21 protein-coding genes are annotated in these 20,563 nt (G+C 39.4%); 3 read left to right on the forward strand and 18 right to left on the reverse strand.

Translation table 11 applies throughout. The features are described from left to right. Positions 1-52 precede the first annotated feature (52 nt). The 9 genes from FLM47_RS09210 to FLM47_RS09245 form a co-directional block, all read right to left on the reverse strand. Positions 53-766, reverse strand: a complete 714-nt coding sequence (locus tag FLM47_RS09210) for an RluA family pseudouridine synthase (RefSeq protein ID WP_178956228.1) — start codon at positions 764-766, stop codon at positions 53-55. A 105-nt stretch (positions 767-871) separates the two neighbouring features. After that, positions 872-1,480 (reverse strand): recombination mediator RecR, encoded by a 609-nt coding sequence (recR, locus tag FLM47_RS09215; protein WP_024602877.1) that lies wholly within the window; start codon positions 1,478-1,480, stop codon positions 872-874. A gap of 6 nt (positions 1,481-1,486) precedes the next feature. Next, on the reverse strand, positions 1,487-1,813 hold the full coding sequence (locus FLM47_RS09220) for a YbaB/EbfC family nucleoid-associated protein (protein ID WP_013465191.1): 327 nt from the start codon (positions 1,811-1,813) through the stop codon (positions 1,487-1,489). A 60-nt stretch (positions 1,814-1,873) separates the two neighbouring features. Next, entirely contained in the window at positions 1,874-4,189 is a 2,316-nt protein-coding gene (dnaX, locus tag FLM47_RS09225) for a DNA polymerase III subunit gamma/tau (RefSeq protein WP_178956229.1), read from the reverse strand. Positions 4,190-4,192: 3 nt separating this feature from the next. Further along, positions 4,193-4,738 (reverse strand): adenine phosphoribosyltransferase, encoded by a 546-nt coding sequence (gene apt / locus FLM47_RS09230; protein ID WP_008109316.1) that lies wholly within the window; start codon positions 4,736-4,738, stop codon positions 4,193-4,195. Between the two features lie 155 nt (positions 4,739-4,893). Continuing rightward, positions 4,894-5,016 (reverse strand): hypothetical protein, encoded by a 123-nt coding sequence (locus FLM47_RS18870; RefSeq protein ID WP_008109320.1) that lies wholly within the window; start codon positions 5,014-5,016, stop codon positions 4,894-4,896. Between the two features lie 72 nt (positions 5,017-5,088). Then, positions 5,089-5,841 carry a DUF2063 domain-containing protein gene (locus FLM47_RS09235; RefSeq protein WP_178956230.1) on the reverse strand — a complete coding sequence of 251 codons (753 nt, stop codon included), beginning with the start codon at positions 5,839-5,841 and terminating at the stop codon, positions 5,089-5,091. A gap of 54 nt (positions 5,842-5,895) precedes the next feature. After that, entirely contained in the window at positions 5,896-6,753 is an 858-nt protein-coding gene (locus FLM47_RS09240; protein WP_010388581.1) for a DUF692 domain-containing protein, read from the reverse strand. A 64-nt stretch (positions 6,754-6,817) separates the two neighbouring features. After that, positions 6,818-7,291: a hypothetical protein gene (locus tag FLM47_RS09245; protein WP_178956231.1), complete on the reverse strand. Its 474-nt coding sequence runs from the start codon at positions 7,289-7,291 to the stop codon at positions 6,818-6,820. Positions 7,292-7,481: 190 nt separating this feature from the next. Here FLM47_RS09245 and FLM47_RS09250 point away from each other — a divergent pair, with 190 nt between their 5' ends. Both FLM47_RS09250 and FLM47_RS09255 read left to right on the forward strand, forming a co-directional pair. Next, a complete protein-coding gene (locus tag FLM47_RS09250) occupies positions 7,482-8,462 on the forward strand; it encodes a tRNA-dihydrouridine synthase (protein WP_178956232.1) in 981 nt (326 codons plus the stop codon). Positions 8,463-8,521: 59 nt separating this feature from the next. After that, positions 8,522-8,848, forward strand: a complete 327-nt coding sequence (locus FLM47_RS09255) for a TraR/DksA C4-type zinc finger protein (protein WP_178956233.1) — start codon at positions 8,522-8,524, stop codon at positions 8,846-8,848. A gap of 14 nt (positions 8,849-8,862) precedes the next feature. Here FLM47_RS09255 and FLM47_RS09260 read toward each other — a convergent pair whose 3' ends face one another. The 9 genes from FLM47_RS09260 to pyrC form a co-directional block, all read right to left on the reverse strand. After that, entirely contained in the window at positions 8,863-9,906 is a 1,044-nt protein-coding gene (locus FLM47_RS09260; protein WP_178956234.1) for a hypothetical protein, read from the reverse strand. A 61-nt stretch (positions 9,907-9,967) separates the two neighbouring features. After that, complete coding sequence (locus FLM47_RS09265; RefSeq protein ID WP_138609409.1) at positions 9,968-11,227, reverse strand: tetratricopeptide repeat protein; 1,260 nt, start codon at positions 11,225-11,227, stop codon at positions 9,968-9,970. Between the two features lie 11 nt (positions 11,228-11,238). Further along, a complete protein-coding gene (locus FLM47_RS09270; RefSeq protein WP_138609411.1) occupies positions 11,239-11,853 on the reverse strand; it encodes an energy transducer TonB in 615 nt (204 codons plus the stop codon). Further along, positions 11,853-12,257, reverse strand: a complete 405-nt coding sequence (locus FLM47_RS09275; RefSeq protein ID WP_138609413.1) for a biopolymer transporter ExbD — start codon at positions 12,255-12,257, stop codon at positions 11,853-11,855. The genes FLM47_RS09270 and FLM47_RS09275 overlap by 1 nt, the downstream gene beginning before the upstream one ends. 14 nt (positions 12,258-12,271) lie before the next feature. Next, positions 12,272-12,796: a MotA/TolQ/ExbB proton channel family protein gene (locus FLM47_RS09280; protein ID WP_004588135.1), complete on the reverse strand. Its 525-nt coding sequence runs from the start codon at positions 12,794-12,796 to the stop codon at positions 12,272-12,274. Next, a complete protein-coding gene (locus tag FLM47_RS09285) occupies positions 12,796-14,160 on the reverse strand; it encodes a MotA/TolQ/ExbB proton channel family protein (RefSeq protein ID WP_010388563.1) in 1,365 nt (454 codons plus the stop codon). Before FLM47_RS09285 ends, FLM47_RS09280 begins: the two co-directional genes overlap by 1 nt. Before the next feature lie 6 nt (positions 14,161-14,166). Continuing rightward, positions 14,167-14,937 (reverse strand): DUF3450 domain-containing protein, encoded by a 771-nt coding sequence (locus FLM47_RS09290; RefSeq protein WP_013465204.1) that lies wholly within the window; start codon positions 14,935-14,937, stop codon positions 14,167-14,169. 885 nt (positions 14,938-15,822) lie between these two features. Continuing rightward, positions 15,823-16,026 carry a cold-shock protein gene (locus FLM47_RS09295; protein ID WP_004588138.1) on the reverse strand — a complete coding sequence of 68 codons (204 nt, stop codon included), beginning with the start codon at positions 16,024-16,026 and terminating at the stop codon, positions 15,823-15,825. 407 nt (positions 16,027-16,433) lie between these two features. Next, the gene (pyrC, locus tag FLM47_RS09300) at positions 16,434-17,474 is read right to left on the reverse strand and encodes a dihydroorotase (RefSeq protein ID WP_178956235.1); all 1,041 of its coding nucleotides are present in this window, start codon (positions 17,472-17,474) and stop codon (positions 16,434-16,436) included. A 203-nt stretch (positions 17,475-17,677) separates the two neighbouring features. On the opposite strand from pyrC, the gene FLM47_RS09305 reads away from it, so the two are divergent. Beyond that, positions 17,678-20,047 (forward strand): GGDEF domain-containing protein, encoded by a 2,370-nt coding sequence (locus FLM47_RS09305; RefSeq protein ID WP_178956236.1) that lies wholly within the window; start codon positions 17,678-17,680, stop codon positions 20,045-20,047. The last annotated feature ends 516 nt before the right edge of the window (positions 20,048-20,563 follow it).

The following is a 20,563-nucleotide window of genomic DNA, read 5'->3' on the forward strand; positions in this document are numbered from 1 at the left end:
GTAAAAAAAGCTGCCAGCAAAAAACAACAATATTATAAAAAACAATATCTGTTCAAAATGGGCTAGCACAGTGTAAATGCATCGGCTTTTGAGTGCTTGGATGATGAAAGTATATATCGCTGGCATGTAACTGCAAACGCGACGCCATCTGCTCACTCTGTTCACTTTTATACAAATCGCAGCCTAAAATAGGATGCCCAATTGCATGACTATGAATACGTAATTGATGCGTTCGACCAGTAACGGGGGTAAATTGCACTAACGTCTTTATTGGTTGAATAAAACGCTTAAGTACTGTGTAGTGTGTTAAGGCCGCTTTGCCTGTGGTGTTACATAACTTAACACGAGGAAAATAGAGTTTGTCTTTAGCAATCGGGTAATTTATTTGTCCGTGGTTATCGCACACTTTTCCTTGTAACATAGCGACATAGCGTTTGCTTATGGTGTGACTTTGAAATTGTTGATTGAGGTTTTTTGCCGAGTCACTATTGAGTGCCACCAGCATAATCCCTGAGGTACCAAAATCTAATCGATGAGGTAACTTTGCTTCTGCAAAGGCAGCTGTTTTACCCTGTTGACCATTGACTAAGCGATAATGAACGGAATCCCAATTTAGTGGGTTTTTACCCGACAAACTCAATAAACCGCTAGGTTTATTGATCACTAAAAGCGCCTCATCTTGATAAATAATTTTTATGTGTTCATGGCAAACAGGTGCGATAAAGTCATCAACAATCACATTAGCACTTTGGGTTATTGCAGCCATACCATCCTTAAACTTTTGTTTATATTGCAATTAAAGCCAACAAAAAAGCCTACAGCATGTATGTAGGCTTTTAAAGTAAGTTCAAATAGTTAAGCTTAAAATAAACTATTCATGGCTGACTAAGCGCCTACCGCTAAATGCATGCATAAGCGTCATTCCATCGACTAAATCAAGCTCACCACCAACAGGAATACCATGAGCAATACGCGATGCACCCACATTGTTTTTGTGGCAAAGCTGAGCAATATAATGCGCCGTTGTTTCGCCTTCAACCGAAGGATTTGTGGCCAAAATGACTTCATTAATACCGCCTTGCGCGAGCTTTTGCTCGAGTACATCAAGGCCAATTTCTTTAGGCCCTATGCCATCAATCGGTGATAAATGCCCCATTAATACAAAGTAAAGCCCTTTGTATTGACCTGTTTGCTCAATGGCCAGTACATCCGTTGGCGATTCAACAACACATAAAATACCACTGTCTTGGCGTTTAGTGCTTAAGCAAATATCACACTGCGCCTGCTCGGTAAATGTGCGGCACGATTGGCAATGACCTACAGCGCTCATTGCTTTAGTCAAGGCATTACCAAGTTGAGCACCGCCTTTACGGTCGCGCTCTAATAAATGAAATGCAATACGCTGGGCAGACTTCGGGCCAATACCTGGCTGACAACGAAGTGCTTCTATCAGCGATGTTAAACTATCTGAAAGTTGCATAGTTGCTTAGAACGGCATTTTCATACCAGGTGGTAACTGCATACCGCCTGTCACTTTACCCATGCGTTCTTGCGTTTCATCGGCAACACGGCGCACAGCATCGTTACATGCTGCAGCTAATAAATCTTCAATCATGTCTTTGTCGTCTTCCATTAAGCTTTCATCAAGCTCAACACGGCGCACGTTGTGGTTACCAAGCATGGTTACTTTAACTAAACCGGCACCAGCTTCACCAACGACTTCCATTGTTGCGATTTCTTCTTGGGCTTTTTGCATGCGCTCTTGCATTTGCTGCGCTTGCTTCATCATGTTACCCATTCCACCTTTAAACATAATCGTCTCTCTTTCTTTTAATACATTAACTGGAGTATAAATAAGGGCACTGGTCGTTAATTACAATGCCTGAATACTGTTTTCGTCAATTTCAGCGCTAAATAGCTGTTGAAATTGTACTATATTTTCATCGCTGGTGATCACATCAATCGCTTGCTGGTGACGACCTGCATCAATTTTTTGTTGAATCAAATAAGGTGAGTCAATCACCCCGCTAGCAAAATCAATATTAAGCTCAACGTTGTGTCCATAAATACTTGATAACGCCACATTTAACTTTTGACGTAACATTGGCGTATCTAAGTGCTTTTGCGATTCATCCACTTCAATATGGAAATGATTGTCTTGTTTGGTAAAAATTGAATGCAATGCAAACTGGCGCATGCGTCCGCCAAGTCCCATACGCTTTATTAAATAGGCCCACTCGTCTTGTTGATGAGCAAATCTAATTTCACTAATTGGGCTTTGAAAATCATCTGGTACGGGAATACTAGGCTCTTGCTCAACAACAGGTGCTGGTTTTTGCGGGTTAATTTGCTCTAATAGCTCCGGTGCTAAATTTTCAGTAATCGTTTGATGCTTTGCTTTAAAGTCAACTTTACTCGCTGGCTTATTTGCTACCTGAGCTCGGCTCCCCTGTGCTGGGAGCTGAGGCTTTTTTTGCAGGTCATCGCTCACCTCATTATCCCATGGCGGTGGCTGCTGCGATACAGTTTGCGCTTCATTGCTCACCGGGCGACTAAATTCGGATTTTGTCGGTACTGGTTTTTCTTCAGTTGGCTTTTCAATAGCGGCACTTGAAAGCTTACCGGCACCCGAAATGTTTCTATCGCGTAAAATACGCGCTATTGCTGACTGTGCTCGCGCTTCTTGCTCACCCATTGATGACGCAGACTGTTCTGCGTTACTAGTGGCATTTGCTAACTCAGGATTAAACCCTTGATCAACAGCGCTACTCATTACATCATCGTATTGTGCGGCAATGGTTTGTTCTACATCACTGTGCTGCATGTAAGCATCATCTTCGCTTTGACGCTGCGCTTGTTCATCACTTATTACGGGGGTATCGACAATTTGAGGCTGACTTTGTACCGAACTTTGCTCAAGTTGTGTTTGGCTATTATCAGGCTGTGAAACCTCAGGCTCAGCGGCTTTTGTTGGCTGCGTTTGAGGTGTATTACTCTGCGCTGGTTTATTTTTATTTAAAATATCACGCAGTGCATTAGCACGCCCAGCACTATTTTGCTCTGGCGCAGCTTGTGAGCTAGGTTCAGGTTGATTGGTTTGCAACTGCGTAGGTTCAAATGCCAATAACCTGAGCATAATCATTTCGAACCCTAAACGAGGCTCAGGTGCCCATTGTAAATCTTTTTTGCCGTTAAGTAATAGCTGGTAATACACTTGCATTTGTTGAGCATGGGTATGCGCTGCAACATGCTCAATGTAATCGGCGTTATTGCTATCAAGCGCTGCTGCTTCAGGGACTAATTGACTCAATTGAATCACATGCGTTAGCGCAATTAAGTCATCAAGCAGCGCAATGTAATTTGGATTTCGGCTAGCGACTTGTGCAACTTCATTCATCAGTGCTGTGCCATCTTGCGCTAATAATGCCGCAAGTAAGCTCTGACTGTAATGGGTGTCCATTAAACCAAGCATGTCTTGTACAGCTTGATTTTTAATATCACCATTTGTTTGAGCAATCGCCTGATCGGTCAGACTTAATGCATCTCGCATACTACCATCGGCCGCTTTGGCAATAATACTTAGCGCATCATTATCGAAGTTAAGCTGCTCATGGGTAAGCACATGCTCAAGCTGTTGCTTAATCTCAGCTTGCGACAATGCGTTCAGATTAAACTGTAAACAGCGAGATAAAATAGTCACTGGTAATTTTTGAGGATCAGTGGTTGCGAGCAAAAATTTCACATGCTCAGGCGGCTCTTCAAGCGTTTTTAATAACGCATTAAAGCTGTGCTTTGACAACATGTGTACTTCATCGATTAGATATACTTTGTAACGTCCGCGCGTTGGCGCATATTGAACGTTATCAAGTATCTCACGCGTATCCTCAACCTTAGTGCGTGAGGCCGCATCTATTTCGAGTAAATCAATGTAGCGCCCTGCCTCTATATCAACACAGCTACTACATTGACCACATGGTGTGGCAGATATACCTTCATCACAATTTAAGCTTTTAGCAAAAATACGGGCAATGGTGGTTTTACCTACACCACGGGTTCCAGTGAATAAATAAGCGTGATGCAGTCTATTTTGAGTCAGCGCGTTTACCAACGCCTGTTTTACATGAGACTGCCCAACCAATTCATGAAAGGTTTGAGGACGCCATTTTCTCGCTAGAACCTGATAACTCATCGATTATTCGCCTTCGAATTCAACCAATTTTAAAATATTGATGCCCATTTTCTCAATGCGTTGCTCACCACCAAGCTCTGGAAGTGATACAACAAAGGCAGCATCTGTGGCGTTTCCGCCTAATTTTGCAACCAACTTGGCTGTTGCTTCAATTGTACCACCGGTCGCCAACAAGTCGTCAACTAACAAGACTTTATCACCGGCTACAATCGCATCAGTATGAAGCTCTAATGTATCTTCGCCATATTCGAGTTGGTAATCTTGGCGAATAACTTCGCGCGGTAATTTACCTGGTTTACGAACAGGGATAAAAGGAATTCCCAAAGCATAAGATAGCGGAGCACCAAAAATAAAGCCACGCGATTCAGTGCCGATAATTTTAGTAAAACCTTGGTCTTTATAAGCGTCAATAAATGCATCTATGGTTGCTTTAAACGCTTCAGGGTTTGCCATTAGGGTTGTTACATCGCGAAACATAATGCCCGCTTTAGGATAATCAGCAATTGTAGTAATGCTGTTTTTGATAATTGCTGGTGTTACTTGAGTCATAATTTTAACTGCTCAATGATTAATATTACAAAGCAGGTGATTATAACCTTAAGTGGTCGTAAATTGCGAGTTTGCGATAATTATAAAGTGTCGGGAGAGGGAAGTGATAAAAATGTAAGGCTGATGAAAAACAACAGCCTTAAAATAAAACCTGATTAAGTTAAGCTGGTGATCCAACCTAAAATGGCATTTAAACACCCTATTCCAGCAAATACGGCTAAGAATGCAAAAAAGTAAGCCGCATTGAACGGGTCTTTAAAGTCTTTATCATCTGACATGGGTACAACCTTTTATTAAGCACAACAAATAAAGGCGCTATAATAGACGATGTGAAATAATCAATAAAGAGCTTAGTCTTGATTTTTTGTCACTATAATTTGCCGCTGTGCCATAGCTGTTAAGGTACTCAGTGCCCCTTGTGTTATTTGCTCAAGATTAAATTGTGGTGCATTTTCACTAACCTGTTGGCAAACCTGCTCAAACGTACTTCCCGCTTCATTTTCAATAATAGACAGTAGCATGGCGGTCATGGCATTTGTGGCCAAAAATTGCACCTCATCACTCTCATCGCGGTAAACAACAAAGAAATACGGCTGCTCTGAAGGCTGTTGAGGTTGAAACTCTTCACTAATATGTTGCACTGGATAGTCGTAGCTTAAGTTACGCGCTGTTTTAGATAAATACAAAGGAGAGTGAGTAAGCTTATTAGCGCTTAGAGGGAGCTCACGGGGGTCAGCCTTCATTACAGACACGTCAAGCTCAATCCATTCATAATGGGCTAGCGCCAGCATAAATATCGGATCAGACTCTCTAGGTACATAGCTTGTCATTAAATAGGTAATAAATTCTTCACCTATATCTAAAAAATAAGGAGATTGGCAATCATGCTCACTAAAAAATTGACGAACCAGTAATAGCCACTGTTGATCACTATAGAGTGTTTTTAAAACTGGAAATGCCGATGAAACAAAGCCATTAATATTATTAAAAAACAGATCTCGGTAAATAGCCATTCGTCTGTCTTCAACATCGGTTGGACACGGCTGCTTATTAGGCTCTCGAATATGGGCCATAAACTCATTTTGCACATCGATAAAACTCATAATAACGACTCTTATAAAACCCTAAAATAGCAAGTACTTATTAAATTCAAACAGCTAAGCACTTTGTGCTGTTGATAACAACTTAAGGTGCTTTGCCTGTAATTGATGGATTATATCCAGCTCTTTGGTTAACACATTAATAGGCGGAATATTAAAATCTCGCTCTAGCAGTGTGGGAAAAACACCATGTGCTTGATATGCGCTATCGAGCAATTGCCAGACAGGGTCGATAACATCAGCACCATGAGTATCAATAATTAGGTCATCAGCTTCATTGTAGTGACCTGCAACATGGCAATAGGCAATTTTATTAGTTGGTAGCCCACTTAAAAACGCTTGTGCATCATAACCATGATTAATCGAGTTCACATAGATATTATTAACATCTAATAGCAGCTGGCAGTCTGCGTCTTCTAAAATAGCATTGGTAAATTCAAGCTCTGATAGCTGCTGACCAGGGGCACCATAATAAGACACATTTTCCAGCACAAGTGGTCGCTCTAATATATCTTGTACCTGCTTAACCCGAGAAACGACATGTTTTATCGCTTCTTCAGTAAAAGGAATTGGCATTAAGTCATACATATGGCCTTTACCTGAGCAATAGCTTAAATGTTCGCTATAAGCTTTAATATCGTGGTTATCAAAGAAAGATTTTAACGACTTTATAAATTCAATATCAAGCGGCTCAGGCGATCCAATAGAAAGTGACAAACCATGACAAACAAAGTGATTATTATTAGTTAACTGTTTAAATTGCTTTTCAAAGCGCCCACCTAGCTTTAACCAGTTCTCTGGAGCCACTTCCATAAACTCAATTTGTTTTGGTATAGCATGCTCAAGCTCATCTAGCATTTCTCTTCGCAAGCCTAAACCGACCATGCCAAAGTTAGGCGTTTGATTTTGAGCCATAATAAAACCTCATATTAAATAAAAAGGGCCTAATGGCCCTCTCGCTTATCTGAAAAAGAAAAGTTTAGTGGCTACCACCACATTTACCTTCGCCGCACTTGCCTTCTTTTTTGGCCTTAGCATCACCACCACATTTACCTTCGCCGCACTTGCCTTCTTTTTTGGCCTTAGCATCACCGCCGCATTTACCTTCGCCGCATTTGCCTTCTTTTTTGGCCTTAGCATCGCCACCACATTTACCTTCGCCGCACTTGCCTTCTTTTTTGGCCTTAGCATCACCGCCGCATTTACCTTCGCCGCACTTGCCTTCTTTTTTCGCTTTAGCGTCGCCGCCACACTTGCCTTCTTTTTTCGCTTTAGCGTCGCCGCCACATTTTCCTTCGCCGCACTTGCCTTCACCAGCGTCTAATTGATAACCAGCTACCATTTGTTGAAACTCAAATGGATTAGCTTGAACATCAGTACTCGCCATACTTGCGCTGCCAACAACCACTGCGCCTAATGTTAATGCAATTGAGTTTTTCTTTATTGTATTCATTTTTAATTACCTTTTAAACTTGTTGAACATCATTATAAAAGTAGACCGGTATTAAACTAAAAACTTTCAAATTTTCTATTTTTTTTGCAAATAAGTTATTTAACTCTCTATGAACGCTAATAAGCGTTTTATGAATTTATGATTTACAGGTAAACTGGCGCTCCTTTTTTAGTAATACATTAATCACACTATGAAACTTATTTTAGCACCCATGGAAGGTGTCGTTGACTTTAAAATGCGGCAACTCCTCACCGACATAGGCGGCTTCGATCTTTGTGTGACCGAATTTATCCGTGTTGTAGATACTTGCCTTCCAGATAAAGTATTCCACCGTTATTGCCCTGAACTTAAAAATGCGGGACTCACTCGTAGCGGTACTCCGGTTCGTATTCAGTTATTAGGCCAAGTAGCCGACGTGTTAGCAGAAAATGCTGTAAAAGCAATTGGCTTAGGCTCTCATGGCGTTGATTTAAACTTTGGTTGCCCCGCAAAAACAGTCAATAAAAGCAAAGGCGGTGCTGTATTACTCAAAGATCCAGAACATATGTACTCGATTATAAAAACGGTAAGGGATGCCGTTGATGATGAGTATGAGGTAAGTGCTAAAATTCGCTTAGGTTTTGATGATGATAGTAATAGCCAAGAAATTGTCGATGCCGTTGTTAGCGCTGGTGCTAACAGCATTGCAATACATGCAAGAACTAAACGCGATGGCTACAATCCACCCGCCTATTGGGAAAAAATTCCCCCTTTGGTCAAAGATAAAAAAATTGCAGTGGTCGCCAATGGCGAAATTTGGCAAATAGAAGATGCTCTTTTATGCCAAAAACGCAGTGGTTGTCGTGATTTGATGATTGGTCGTGGCGCCCTTTCACATCCTGATCTCGCAAGAAAAATTAAAGCGCAAGTTAATAACGAAAGCTACAACGAGCTCACTTGGGAGAATATTTTACACCATATTATTCATTCATCTATGCACCAAACAGCTAGCAAAGATAATAAATATTTTGCATCTCGAACAAAGCAATGGCTTGGTTATTTAAAACGCCAATATCCACAAGCTGGGCTATTATTTGATGAAATTCGTCGTTTAAAAGCAAAGGATGAGGTAGCCGAAGTATTAAAGAAATATGCGAAAGCGCCACAATTTGATGCAAATCATAACACCTAAACAAATCTAAATAGATAATAGCAGTATCACTACAAATTAACTTAAGGGTTATACTGCTAATGCATCATCAGCAACGACTAAACGATGAAATAGAAAGTGTTAAAGCAACGATATTAGGTTTGTTGTCACAATCAACTCACCCTACACATCAAAACTTGTTCTGCATCCTAACCCAAACATCTAATGAAGAGTGGCTTGATTTAGCAGCTCAACAATTAGGTAATGAGTATAATCCGTTAATTGAACGAATGAACAAGCTTGAAGCAGCAATTAGTCAAATAGATATTGGTCAATATGGCTACTGCTGTGACTGTGAAGAGAAAATATCAGAGCAGCGCTTAGAAAGAGACCCTGCTGCTCAGCGGTGTGATAAGTGCGCTAAGTAGTAGCGCACTTAAGTTTAATTGAGTAATTGCGGTGCAAAACTAAATGATTGCCCTGGATAAAAAATAATATCCTCAACTAATATCCTCGCATCTTCTTCACTAATATTTAAACGTTTTAGTAAATTTAAGCGCGCTTGCGATAATGTCCACGCGTGGTAATGCACCCCAAGATCAGTTTCCATCATCGCTAAATAGAGCCGCTTATTTGCAGCCGTTAATTGCTTATTGTTAGCACGTTGAGGTAATAGCATGTAACCCGTTGACCAATCTAAACCTAATACTTGCGTTTTTTTTAAAAATGTTTCGCTAAGCTGCGATACATCAGAGATACCCACCGTTATTAGCTCGGTTGAGCTTTGCATTGTTTTAAATTTACTATCTATAAGGCTTAGCCACTCAAGCGGCGAAAGTACATCATTTGCAAAATAATTTAGTTTACTTTGGTACCACTGGCTGCCATTTGCAAGACCAGACAACCCAATGCTGCCTCTGGGCTTATACTGCGTTAAGTAATTATTTAATACACTCAGAGACTCATTAAGCTCAATAGGTGTGTCAGTACTATTAATTGCTTGCTGCACATAGTGCTTTAAATAATTATGCTCTATTTTATTAAGCTTTAAGTTACTTTGCTCAGCGGCTTGTAGCTGTGATTTAACAAATATCAGCCACTGCTCAATGTTTTTATACTGAGCATCATTTTTAACTATCGAAAGCATGTTTGATAACACATCAGTGTGTGCAGGCCATGCAAAATAACGCTCTGGAAACCGCTCAGCAATCACCAAATAATTTACTTGATGGGTTTGCGCAGAAGATAACTTCATTTGCATTAGCTGCTGGTAAATAGCGTGGCGACGCGCTAAATATGAATCAGTAAAAGGCAGTTGTTCGTTACTGAGCCCTGTACTGTTTAAGTTCTTTTGTGCACTTAAAGCCGTATTAAGTGATATTAACGCGCTTTGTGCCTCTTCATAAGATGAAAACAAATCAGCTGGCTTTGAGCATGATGCTAAAAGCAAACAAAAGAGCAATGAAATAATAGGCGTTCTGTTCATGTTAATTCCAATAAAAAAAGCCCCAATGGGGCTTTTTAAAAATACTAGAGTACATTAAATATTAAATTTTAACACCGTTGCGAGCGGCTTTATCTTTAATATATGTAGCCCAACCTTTTGCAAATCTACGTGTGGTTGGATCGTCCATAGCTTTAGTAATAGCGGCATGTGCTTGCTTATACTTGCCTTGGTAGTAAAACGCTTCAGCTAGATCTGAATATATAGTACCTTTTTTGTCAGAGCCAAGCTCTAACGCTTTGTTCAAACGAACAACGGCAGCACTAAATTTTTCAGATTGTAGAAGTAATGAACCGGCTTTGCGATAAAGCTCAGCGTCATTATCAAATTTAGCAGCTTCTTCGTAGTACTTAGCAGCCTTCTCTATATCTTTCGAACGATGGTAGTTACTAGCAATCGCACTCATGTTTTGCTTAGTGCGTTTAACTTTTTCTTCTTTAACGGCCTTTTCAAGCGTTACAGCTGCTTTATAAGGAATTTCATTTAAAGAATAGAAATTAGCTAGAACTTTGTATTCAACTTCGTTTTCAAAGTAACCGTTCTTGTAAGCAACTTCCATAGTTGCTAGGCCTTTTTTGTATTCTTCGGTTTGTAAATAATACTTACCTAAGCCTACCCAAGACTTTTTGTCTTCAGGCCATACACGAACGATTTCTTCAGCGACTTTAACCATATTTTGATATTGCTTTTGCTCAAAATAGGCAGCTAATTTAAGTTGATAAGGAGCTTTATTAGGCTCTTTTGCTAACTTAATTGCTTTGTTTGCCGGCTCGAGAACCTCATTAAACTGTTTAAGCTCATAGCTTGCTTGCGCAATACGAGTGTAAACTTTTGGGTCTTCTTCGCCTGTAAAGTCCATCCAATCAGAATATGCTTGCTTTGCGGCATTGTACTGTTCAGTACCTGCATACATGTCACCTAAGGTTTTTAAACCTTGAGCCTGATCGGCAAAGTTTAATACATCTGGTGCAATCGCTGCTTTCATATACTTAATAGCGACTTTGTACTGCTCTTTTTGAGCATACATGCTGCCTAAGTAACGATTAACAGTTGCTTTGTCAAAGTCGTTAGACGGATCTAACTCTTTTAATAAAGCAATTGCACCATCAACATCATCTTCATTATACAAATCAAACGCTTTAATTACTTTTTTACCAGTACGTTCGCCCATGATTTTAGTTTTTGCTTTCTTACGCTCTTCAATTTTCGCGTAATCTGGCGCCGCTAAAACAGGTGCAGTTAATGCTGCACCTGACACAGACATAAGAATTGCAAGTGCAGTTACTTTAGAAAAATTTCTCATTACTCGCCTCCTTAGTTGCCTTGGTTAAGTTTAAAGTCTAGTTGAACTTGTAAACCAACTTGCTTTTGTGGTTTGCCGTCAATGATCTTAGGACGGTATTTCCACTTGCGCAATGCACGTTTAGCTTCACGGTCAAAGATACGTTTTGGATCTGCGTCGATTACATCAACGTCAGTCACACCACCTAACTCATCAATTGTGAATGAAAGTTGAACCCAACCTTCTTTACCATCACGTGCTGCTTGTGTTGGATATTTTGGTTCAATACGAACGATCGGTGTCGCATCACCATCTCGTCCAAATGCACCTGGACCACTCAGTCCACCAGCCGTGCTTCCCACATCGATGCTTGGCATATTAAACGACAAACTCGTACTTGGGTTGCTATTTTCCGGCTGTGGCGGCTGCGGTTTAGGCGGCTGCTTTGGCGGTGGCGGAGGCGGAGGCGGTACACGCTTCCTCTCCTGCACCTTAGATTCAGGCGGATTCGTCATAATTTCGACTATGATCTGCTCTTTTTGTTCCGTATTACGGTCAGCCCCACCAGAGATGAGGTATGCCATGAAGTAGAACAAGCCGAAAGTAACTGCCCCACCTGCAATCAGTGAAAACAGAAAACGAATCATTACTGATCTCCAGCTATTGAAATTCTCAGGTTATCACCTGTCGCTTTAATCTGGTCCATAACTTTAACCACTGTGCCATGTTTTGCTTCTTTGTCAGCTTGCAAAATTACAACATCTGTAGGTTGTTCTGCTAATAAACTTTCAATTTTTGCTGAAACACGTTCAACATCAACTTGCTGTTTATCAATCCAGATTGCACCGTCATTACGAATAGCAATAAAAATATTAGCATTTTTTTGCTTCGTAGCTTGGGCAGCTTTTGGTTTATTGACCTCGATACCAGCCTCTTTAACGAACGATGTAGTTACGATAAAGAAAATAAGCATGATAAATACGATGTCAAGCATTGGCGTCATATCTACCGCTGCTTCTTCTTCTTCACGAAAACGTTGTTTACGTGCCATATTTAATTCTCTCTCTAGTGATGAGGCATACTATCTACAAGTTTGGCTTTCACCATTCTCGCTCTTGCCTCAAGGCGTGAGCTAAAGAATACCCCAGATAGTGCCGCAACCATTCCAGCCATTGTTGGGATTGTTGCCATTGATATGCCTGATGCCATTAAACGTGCATTACCTGTACCTTGGGTTGCCATGGTTTCAAAAACCGCGATCATACCCGTAACAGTGCCAAGTAAGCCTATTAAAGGACATACAGCTACTAATGTTTTAATCAACAACATACGCTGATCTAATTTTTCAGACGCTTCAGAAATCCATGCTTCACGGATTCTGTGTGCGTACCAAGACGTAGTGTCTTGGCGGGCATCCCACTTGGCTACAATATCCTTCGTTAAACGAGGAAATTCAGCAAGTAGGAACCAATAGCGCTCAATCATTAAAACCCACATAAGAAAGAGTGCTATCGCGACCACGTATAAAACCTGGCCGCCTGTGCCAACAAAATCCCTGATAGATTCCCAGATCTCCATCAGGACTAGCATTAGGCTTTCTCCTTCTCCGCGTGAGTCGCGATGATACCCGCGCTTTGCTCATCAAGGATGTGTAATACCGACTTACTACGACCTGCAACAATAGAATGAAGTAGGATAAGTGGTAGAGCTGCAATTAGACCTAGCGCTGTAGTTACAAGTGCTAGAGAGATGTTACCAGCCATGATCTTCGGATCGCCCGTACCGAACAATGTGATTGTTTGGAACGTTAGGATCATACCGATTACCGTACCTAGTAGACCTAGTAATGGTGCGATAGCAGCAAGGATCTTGATGATGTTAATACCCGCTTCGATGCGTGGCGTTTCACGAAGAATCGCTTCATCCAGTTTAAGCTCAAGGTTTTCAACATCTTGGTTTTTGTTGTCAGAGTACACTTTAAGAATACGACCCAGTGGGTTATTTGTATTCGGTGTAGACAAGTTCTTAAGCTGACCTTTGATCTTAGAAGTAGTAAGCGCTAAATCAACGAAACGTACTAAGAAGATTAAAAGACCTACAACAAGTAATACTGTGATGATGTAACCAACTTCAGCACCTTGCTCGTAGTACTCCATAAGAGACTTTTTCTGAGTGTTAATACGTAAAATTGCACCACGTGTAGGATCCACGTACACGCCAGCATAGTTATCAGCTGAAGTACCTTCTAAATCAGAAATACCTTTAAGGATATAGCTGTCAGGTTGCTTACCTAGAGGCTGAATAGATTTAGTCTCTGGTGAGTAGATTAAGTATCCGTCGTCTGTAACTAAGTTGAAGTTACCGATACGTGTTACTTTTTTCATAGACGGGTTACCGTCAAGACCAGCAACTTCAGTTTCAAACGTTGAAACTTTTGCTGATTCAGTCATTTCTGTTTGAAGTGAAATCCAAAGTTCTTCTAGTTCACGAACAGTTGGAAGTTCTTTAGCTGCTGCTAATGAACGAAGTACTTCAGCACGACCTGGTTTTTCAGCACTTACTAAAGATGCTTCAATTGAACCAATCGCGTCAGCTGCTGCACGACGAACAACACCAAACATTTCACCTAACGTACCTTGAGCGTTTTGAAGAGCTTGCTCTTTTTCCGCTAGAGTATTTTCGTTTTGTGCATATTCTTTGCTAAGACGATCACCACGTGCTTTTTCAGCAGCTAGTTGGCTTTTCGCTTTGTTAAGTAACGCTTGCTTATCAGCACGATCTGACAAGAACTCTTGTTCACGTTGCTTATTGATTTTTCCTTCAGAGATACGCTCTTGCTTTACTTGCTCAAGAATTTTATCTAAAGCGTCAGTATTTGCATGTGCATTAAGCGCGGTACCGGCAGAAACAGACAGTACTGCTGCAACAGCAAAACCTTTAAATAGTTTCTTCATTATTGATTACTCCGCGCCAAAAATTGGTAGTTTAACAAGTTCTAGTGTCGCTTGCTTACGTGCCATACGGATCACTTCTTTAACAGGTTTTAGGTATTCTTCACCTAATTCTTTCCACTGTTTAGTGTTGTTATCCCACACCCAAGCGTGTTTTAGATCGAATGATTGCGCTACGTAAGTAATACGACCTAAACGACCGATATCTACGTTAATGCTACGACCATCAACATCTAAAGTACCTTGAGAAGCAGTTACAGCTGAGCTGTATGCTGTTTCAACAGTGTACGCTTCAAGAACCTGACGGAACTTTTCAGACGTTGTTACAGATGCAGATGCCATGATCTCACGTAATCTTTCAACGCGTCCAAGACGAGTTTCAAGGTTAAATGGAACGTCCGCTTTGATGAATTGCTCAAGCGTATCGATCATGCGATACATCAAAGGCACAACGTTTTGTTTAGTGTTATCGATAGTCGCGATTTGACGATCGAACGATGCGATAGACGCGTTTTGGTCTGCGACCAAACGTGCTACGTGATCGTTGTACACTTTCATAAGTTCAGTCTCATCAACGATGCTACGGTACTCAGCGATTAGCTCCTGAGTTTGACCATATACATTGTCAATTTTAGTTTGAGACTTAACCGCAGCCTTTTGAATTGTTTGACCTGCTTTTTGCACGTCATTCAAAGGATCTGCAATCACATTGCTGCTTGCAAATGCAAAAGCGCCAACCAACGCAGTTGCTACAAGACTCTTTCTGATTTTAACAGACATAGTTCCCAACCAATTAAGTAATGTTACTTTTATAATTTAATTATCAACCCGCTAAGGGGAAGACAACCCTGATATCTTTTAATAGATATCAACTTACCAATAATGCTAAATGCATCATGTCATGTCAACTTCATGTTTAGCATAACCTATAAATAAATCAGCTTGTTTGTAAGATATTTACTGGGCTTGAACAAAAAAATTAACATTATTATAACTAACGTGATAAACACAATTTCTGCAAGCCCTGATATAGTAAGAATAACGATAACCACCACTGTTAATGTAAACAAAAATATAACATTTAAAATTAACTTAATCGTTGCTGAAAAAAAATTAAAAATAAGCTAATTTTCTGTCCCGAATATTCATTTCGAAGGTTTTTTAACGCTTTTTACACAAAAAATACAGCTAATCGTTATTATTAGGTTATTCATCGCATAATAATAATGACGTGCAGATTTAATAAAAAGCAATACAAAGGAGGGGAAGGTGATTACAAAAAATCATTTTTATTAACACCTGTGTTTTTTATCTTTATTAGCCTAAAGGCCTTATCCATTTTTAATATTTTTCCAAGCCCCAACCTCAACCTTAAGCAGTTATATCATCTCTGAAGGATTAGAGTCAGATAGACTAATCGTAAGATTAAATAAAGAATCTTTAATGCCCGATAGAATATTTAAATCATCAAGGTTTAAATTAATTAGATAGATAGATAGATAGATAGATAGATAGATAGATAGATAGATAGATAGATAGAAGTTTGACTGAAGAAAGATATAAAAAGGAATGGTTTAGAAAGTTCAAAAAGTTTTGCACATTTTAATGAATTATGGTGAAACAGGTTAGTGCTTCACCACGATGAACTTAGGTTCACATAATAAATTATGCTACTTCTACGTTCTCAGCTTCTGGGCCTTTTTGACCTTGCTTGATGCTGAAAGTCACTGCTTGACCTTCGCTAAGAGTGCGAAAACCAGAACCAGTGATTGCGCTGAAATGTACAAACACGTCAGGACCATTTTCTTGTTCAATGAAACCAAAGCCTTTAGCTTCGTTGAAAAATTTTACTTTACCAGTAACCGACATACTAAATTTTCCTGTAAGTCAATAATTAAAATTCAGCCATATTATTATGGCAATATCCTCCCTGAGTCAATGCCCAAAAAACTGGAGGTGATAGTACAGGAAGAAGTAATAACCAAACCGGTAACCTTAAACGCAGCACAATACCGTAATTCAATACGCAAAAACTCAAAGCCAATTAAGGTTAACACATTAATATTTTTTTAGCTCTATTAATTGGGATTTATTTTTGAAGATTCATCGATTTATTACTTTCTTTGTAAGTTTCTAATTTTTAACGGGATAAACAGTTCATAATTTGTGTTTTTTATAAACAGAGTGTATTTTTTTAAAATATTGCCGATCTGCACAGCTTTTTGCTAACTTAAAATAAAAAAACCACCTTAGTTTTAGGTGGTTTTAAATTCTAATTATTTAACTTGCCAGTCAATAACACTATCTGCTTTGATTGGTACAACTTCTGAGTCCCCTAGCGAATAACTTGCTGGCACTGTCCAAGGTGCTTTCTCTAAGGTAATAGTGTCTTTATTACGCGCTAGACCATAAAAATCTGGGCCGAAGTGACTTGCAAAGCCCTCTAACTTATCAAGCGCCCCTGCCTCTTCAAAAGCTTCAGCATAAAGTTCAATAGCTGCGTGCGCAGTATAAGCACCCGCACAGCCACATGCTGCCTCTTTTTTGTCTTTGTAATGCGGGGCTGAATCCGTGCCTAAAAAGAATTTTTTACTACCACTTGTAGCTGCCGCCATGAGCGCTTGTTGATGAATATTACGCTTTAATATAGGTAAGCAATAATAATGTGGGCGTATACCCCCTGCTAGCATATGGTTGCGGTTATATAACAAATGATGAGCAGTAATTGTAGCTGCTACATTAGCCGAAGCATTTTCAACAAACTCTACCGCATCTTTTGTTGTTATATGTTCAAGGACAATTTTAAGCTCAGGAAAATCTGCGACAACGTCGCCTAAAATAGTATCTAAAAACACTTTTTCACGATCGAATATATCAATAGAAGAGTCAGTAACTTCACCATGTACGAGTAAAAGCATGCCAACTTCTTGCATTGCTTTTAATACTGGATAAATATTTTTTACTGATGTTACACCAGAATCTGAGTTAGTTGTTGCGCCCGCTGGGTAGAGTTTAGCTGCAAAAATTTTACCTGTCGCTTTTGCTTTTTTTATTTCATCAGGCGTCGTTTTGTCGGTAAGGTAAAGCACCATTAAAGGTTCAAACTGCCCTTGAGGTTTTGCAGCCATAATTCGCTCTCGATACGATAATGCGGTTTCTGTACACGTTGCTGGCGGAACTAAATTTGGCATAATAATCGCGCGGCCCATATAGCGGCTAATATCACGCACCGTATCTTTTAACTGATCTCCATCACGTAAATGAACATGCCAATCATCGGGTCTAGTAATCGTTAAAGTTGTCATTTTGCTCGTCATCGTAAAGTCCTAATGCTTAAGTTAACTGATCATAGGCATATGGTGATTTCGAGTAAAGGGCTTATTAGAAATAATCCTTAGATACTACATTTAAAGTTAACTTTACACTTCATGATTCTCATTTAACGTTTTATTTTGTAGAAACGTTAATATTAGGTTAACGTATGTACCTTTAATAATTATAAGGCCTCCCAAAGCTGCCTATGTCGAATACTATCGATACCACTAAAGCGCTCGAAACTAAAACGGATCAGTTGAGTATAATCAATCAGTTCTCATCAAGTTTATTGCAACTGAATACGTTAGAAGCGCTTTTTAGTTACGTCACCACACAAGTTGTTAATCGACTTGGGTTTGTAGATTGTGTTATCTACTTAGCAGATGACAGTCAGTCTTTGCTAAATCAAGTAGCTTCTATGGGTATTAAAAACGGGCATATCAGTTATCAATCTGAGCGAAAAATCATTCGCTTTAGCGAAGGCATTACAGGTTATGCAGCATCTACAGGCCAAGCTTTAATAATTGGCGATGTAACTAAAGACAACCGTTACATAGCTGATGAGCGCCCGGCTCAATCAGAAATATGCGTACCCTTGATATACAAAGATCGTGTCCTAGGGGTTATAGATTGTGAGCACCCAATAAAAAATTACTTTACTAGTTCACATTTAGAGATTTTAACCACCGTAGCTCACTTACTAAGTGCAAAAATCAATCAAGTGAATACCGTTAATAGCTTGCAAGACACTGTTATGCAGCTAAACAATGCACAAAAATTAGAAAGCAGCCTATTGCAAATAGCTAATTTAACTTATAAAGCACAAAATTTAGACACCTTCTTTCAATCTTTGCATGCGATTATTGACAGCTTATTGACTGCGAGTAACTTTTTTATTGCGCTGTACGACAAAAAAGAAGACGCGCTCGACTTTGTTTATACTGTTGAAGGCGGTGTACAAACAAATACCCACAAAGTTATTTCAAAAGAGCAACTAAAAGAAACAGCCTCTTACTATTTGCTGATTAATGAACGCCCACTGTTACTCAATAAACAGCAATACTTTGAACATATTGCACAAGGCCATTTTAAGCTAGTAGGTGAACAAGCGGATTCATGGCTAGGCGTGCCTTTTAAAGTTAATGAGCGCATGAGTGGCGTTATTGTCGTGCAAAGCTATGACAATCAACATTATTACAATGAACATGATAGCTCGTTGCTAACCTATGTAAGTCGACAAATAAGCATGGTTATAGATCGGCATTTAGCTCGTCAAGAGCTTGAGCACAAAGCGCTGCACGATGAGCTAACTGGGCTTGCAAACCGGTCGCTATTAATAGAAAGGATGAAGCATGCAATTTTACGCCTAAATCGCGCAAAAAAAGGCACTTTTCATGCCCTGCTCTATCTGGATTTTGACCGCTTTAAAAGTATTAATGATTCATTAGGCCATGAAGTAGGCGATCACTTTTTAATTGCTATATGTAAGCTTATTACTAAAACCGTTCGCAATACCGATACTTTCTCTCGCTTAGGTGGCGATGAGTTTGCTATTTTCATGGAAAATCTTAGTCATCGTGATCAAGTAAACGTTGCCCTGACTCGTATTAAAACGGCACTATCTGAACCCGTTAATATTGATGGCCATTTACTGCAACCGTCCACCAGCATTGGCGTAGCATTTAGTGACAACGTAAATGATGAAGCATTTGTATTATTACAACAATCCGATGCGGCTATGTATGAGGCAAAATCATCAGGACGTGGTCAAGTTAAGTTTTTTAATAATGTGATGCGTAATAAGCTAAAAACGCGTGCAGATCTTGAAAACGACTTACAGCACGGTATTGAGCATAATGAATTTGAACTGTATTTTCAGCCTATATTTACTATTAACAGTAGTGAAGTTATAGGGTTTGAAGCTCTTGTACGTTGGCATCATCCAAAGAAAGGGTTTGTATCACCGAGCGACTTTATTCCAATTGCAGAAAAGACCGGGCAAATTACTAACTTAGACTTGCATTTACTCGACCTCGCAGCGCAACATATTGCTTTGTGGCAACAACAAGGTCATCGCTTTTTACGTGTCACGGTTAATGTATCGTCTCGACACTTTGCCAGCTTAGAGTTTCTAGAGCAGCTCCATGAAATTTATAAAAAATACCAACTACCATTAGGCTCATTGTGTCTTGAAATAACAGAGTCGGGGTTAATTGAAAATTTAGAATTAGCGACGCAAATTATACAGGGATTATCGCCTTTAAAAGTATTGCTTTGCCTAGACGATTTTGGCACTGGCTACTCTGCCTTAGGTTACTTGCATCAACTGCCTATTCATGTGCTAAAAATTGATAAAAGCTTTATTGATAATTTAAAAGCTACTGCTAACCCGTTAATAGATGCTATTTTAACCTTGGCTATTTCTTTAGATCTTATTGTTATAGCCGAGGGAATAGAAACCGCTGAACAACTTACTATTTTACAAAAAACCCAATGTGATTATGGGCAAGGCTTTTTAAAATCAAAACCGGTTACAGCAAAAGAGGCTATTTCACTAATACACACCCCTCTTTAATAGGCTAAGCACAGCTGGAATTTACAATCTCAAGTATTCAGGATTAAACTGACCGCTGTGCTTACTCGCTCTAATACTCTTAAATAATTTAACCCGGTTTGTAAGAGCGTACCAATTAAGCCTTGATGCTAACCTTAACAAAATGTTTTACAACAACACAGTAATTGTTAAACACATAACTTATTCCATAACCAAACTCACCCTACTCTGTTTTTAATTTCTGTTTAACTATTCAACCTAATTTATATAATTCACCGATATAAAAATTCATTACAAATTTTTAGATAATATTAGGGCCTATTGATTTCACAATCATCGACAAGCACCCATTTAACACCTTAATTTAACATGAGCTAAATTCAACAACAAACAAATAACAAAACATCATCTGACTGTGTAAAGTTAATAAATTTAATGTTTGCAGTAAAAAACACACCAAATCTAATTGTTATAGCCATCTAGACGTTGAAACGATTTTTAGATAGGCGTAGTATGTAGTTAATCTAAGCAATACTC

This window comes from Pseudoalteromonas sp. Scap06 (genome assembly GCF_013394165.1).
GTDB lineage: Bacteria > Pseudomonadota > Gammaproteobacteria > Enterobacterales > Alteromonadaceae > Pseudoalteromonas.

What these genes read in the sequence shown, in the direction of transcription:
- FLM47_RS09210 (WP_178956228.1), bottom strand. Translation starts at nt 766, where the DNA reads ATGGCTGCAATAACCCAAAGTGCTAATGTGATTGTTGATGACTTTATC.
- recR (WP_024602877.1), bottom strand. Translation starts at nt 1,480, where the DNA reads ATGCAACTTTCAGATAGTTTAACATCGCTGATAGAAGCACTTCGTTGT.
- FLM47_RS09220 (WP_013465191.1), bottom strand. Translation starts at nt 1,813, where the DNA reads ATGTTTAAAGGTGGAATGGGTAACATGATGAAGCAAGCGCAGCAAATG.
- dnaX (WP_178956229.1), bottom strand. Translation starts at nt 4,189, where the DNA reads ATGAGTTATCAGGTTCTAGCGAGAAAATGGCGTCCTCAAACCTTTCAT.
- apt (WP_008109316.1), bottom strand. Translation starts at nt 4,738, where the DNA reads ATGACTCAAGTAACACCAGCAATTATCAAAAACAGCATTACTACAATT.
- FLM47_RS18870 (WP_008109320.1), bottom strand. Translation starts at nt 5,016, where the DNA reads ATGTCAGATGATAAAGACTTTAAAGACCCGTTCAATGCGGCTTACTTT.
- FLM47_RS09235 (WP_178956230.1), bottom strand. Translation starts at nt 5,841, where the DNA reads ATGAGTTTTATCGATGTGCAAAATGAGTTTATGGCCCATATTCGAGAG.
- FLM47_RS09240 (WP_010388581.1), bottom strand. Translation starts at nt 6,753, where the DNA reads ATGGCTCAAAATCAAACGCCTAACTTTGGCATGGTCGGTTTAGGCTTG.
- FLM47_RS09245 (WP_178956231.1), bottom strand. Translation starts at nt 7,291, where the DNA reads ATGAATACAATAAAGAAAAACTCAATTGCATTAACATTAGGCGCAGTG.
- FLM47_RS09250 (WP_178956232.1), top strand. Translation starts at nt 7,482, where the DNA reads ATGAAACTTATTTTAGCACCCATGGAAGGTGTCGTTGACTTTAAAATG.
- FLM47_RS09255 (WP_178956233.1), top strand. Translation starts at nt 8,522, where the DNA reads ATGCATCATCAGCAACGACTAAACGATGAAATAGAAAGTGTTAAAGCA.
- FLM47_RS09260 (WP_178956234.1), bottom strand. Translation starts at nt 9,906, where the DNA reads ATGAACAGAACGCCTATTATTTCATTGCTCTTTTGTTTGCTTTTAGCA.
- FLM47_RS09265 (WP_138609409.1), bottom strand. Translation starts at nt 11,227, where the DNA reads ATGAGAAATTTTTCTAAAGTAACTGCACTTGCAATTCTTATGTCTGTG.
- FLM47_RS09270 (WP_138609411.1), bottom strand. Translation starts at nt 11,853, where the DNA reads ATGATTCGTTTTCTGTTTTCACTGATTGCAGGTGGGGCAGTTACTTTC.
- FLM47_RS09275 (WP_138609413.1), bottom strand. Translation starts at nt 12,257, where the DNA reads ATGGCACGTAAACAACGTTTTCGTGAAGAAGAAGAAGCAGCGGTAGAT.
- FLM47_RS09280 (WP_004588135.1), bottom strand. Translation starts at nt 12,796, where the DNA reads ATGCTAGTCCTGATGGAGATCTGGGAATCTATCAGGGATTTTGTTGGC.
- FLM47_RS09285 (WP_010388563.1), bottom strand. Translation starts at nt 14,160, where the DNA reads ATGAAGAAACTATTTAAAGGTTTTGCTGTTGCAGCAGTACTGTCTGTT.
- FLM47_RS09290 (WP_013465204.1), bottom strand. Translation starts at nt 14,937, where the DNA reads ATGTCTGTTAAAATCAGAAAGAGTCTTGTAGCAACTGCGTTGGTTGGC.
- FLM47_RS09295 (WP_004588138.1), bottom strand. Translation starts at nt 16,026, where the DNA reads ATGTCGGTTACTGGTAAAGTAAAATTTTTCAACGAAGCTAAAGGCTTT.
- pyrC (WP_178956235.1), bottom strand. Translation starts at nt 17,474, where the DNA reads ATGACGAGCAAAATGACAACTTTAACGATTACTAGACCCGATGATTGG.
- FLM47_RS09305 (WP_178956236.1), top strand. Translation starts at nt 17,678, where the DNA reads ATGTCGAATACTATCGATACCACTAAAGCGCTCGAAACTAAAACGGAT.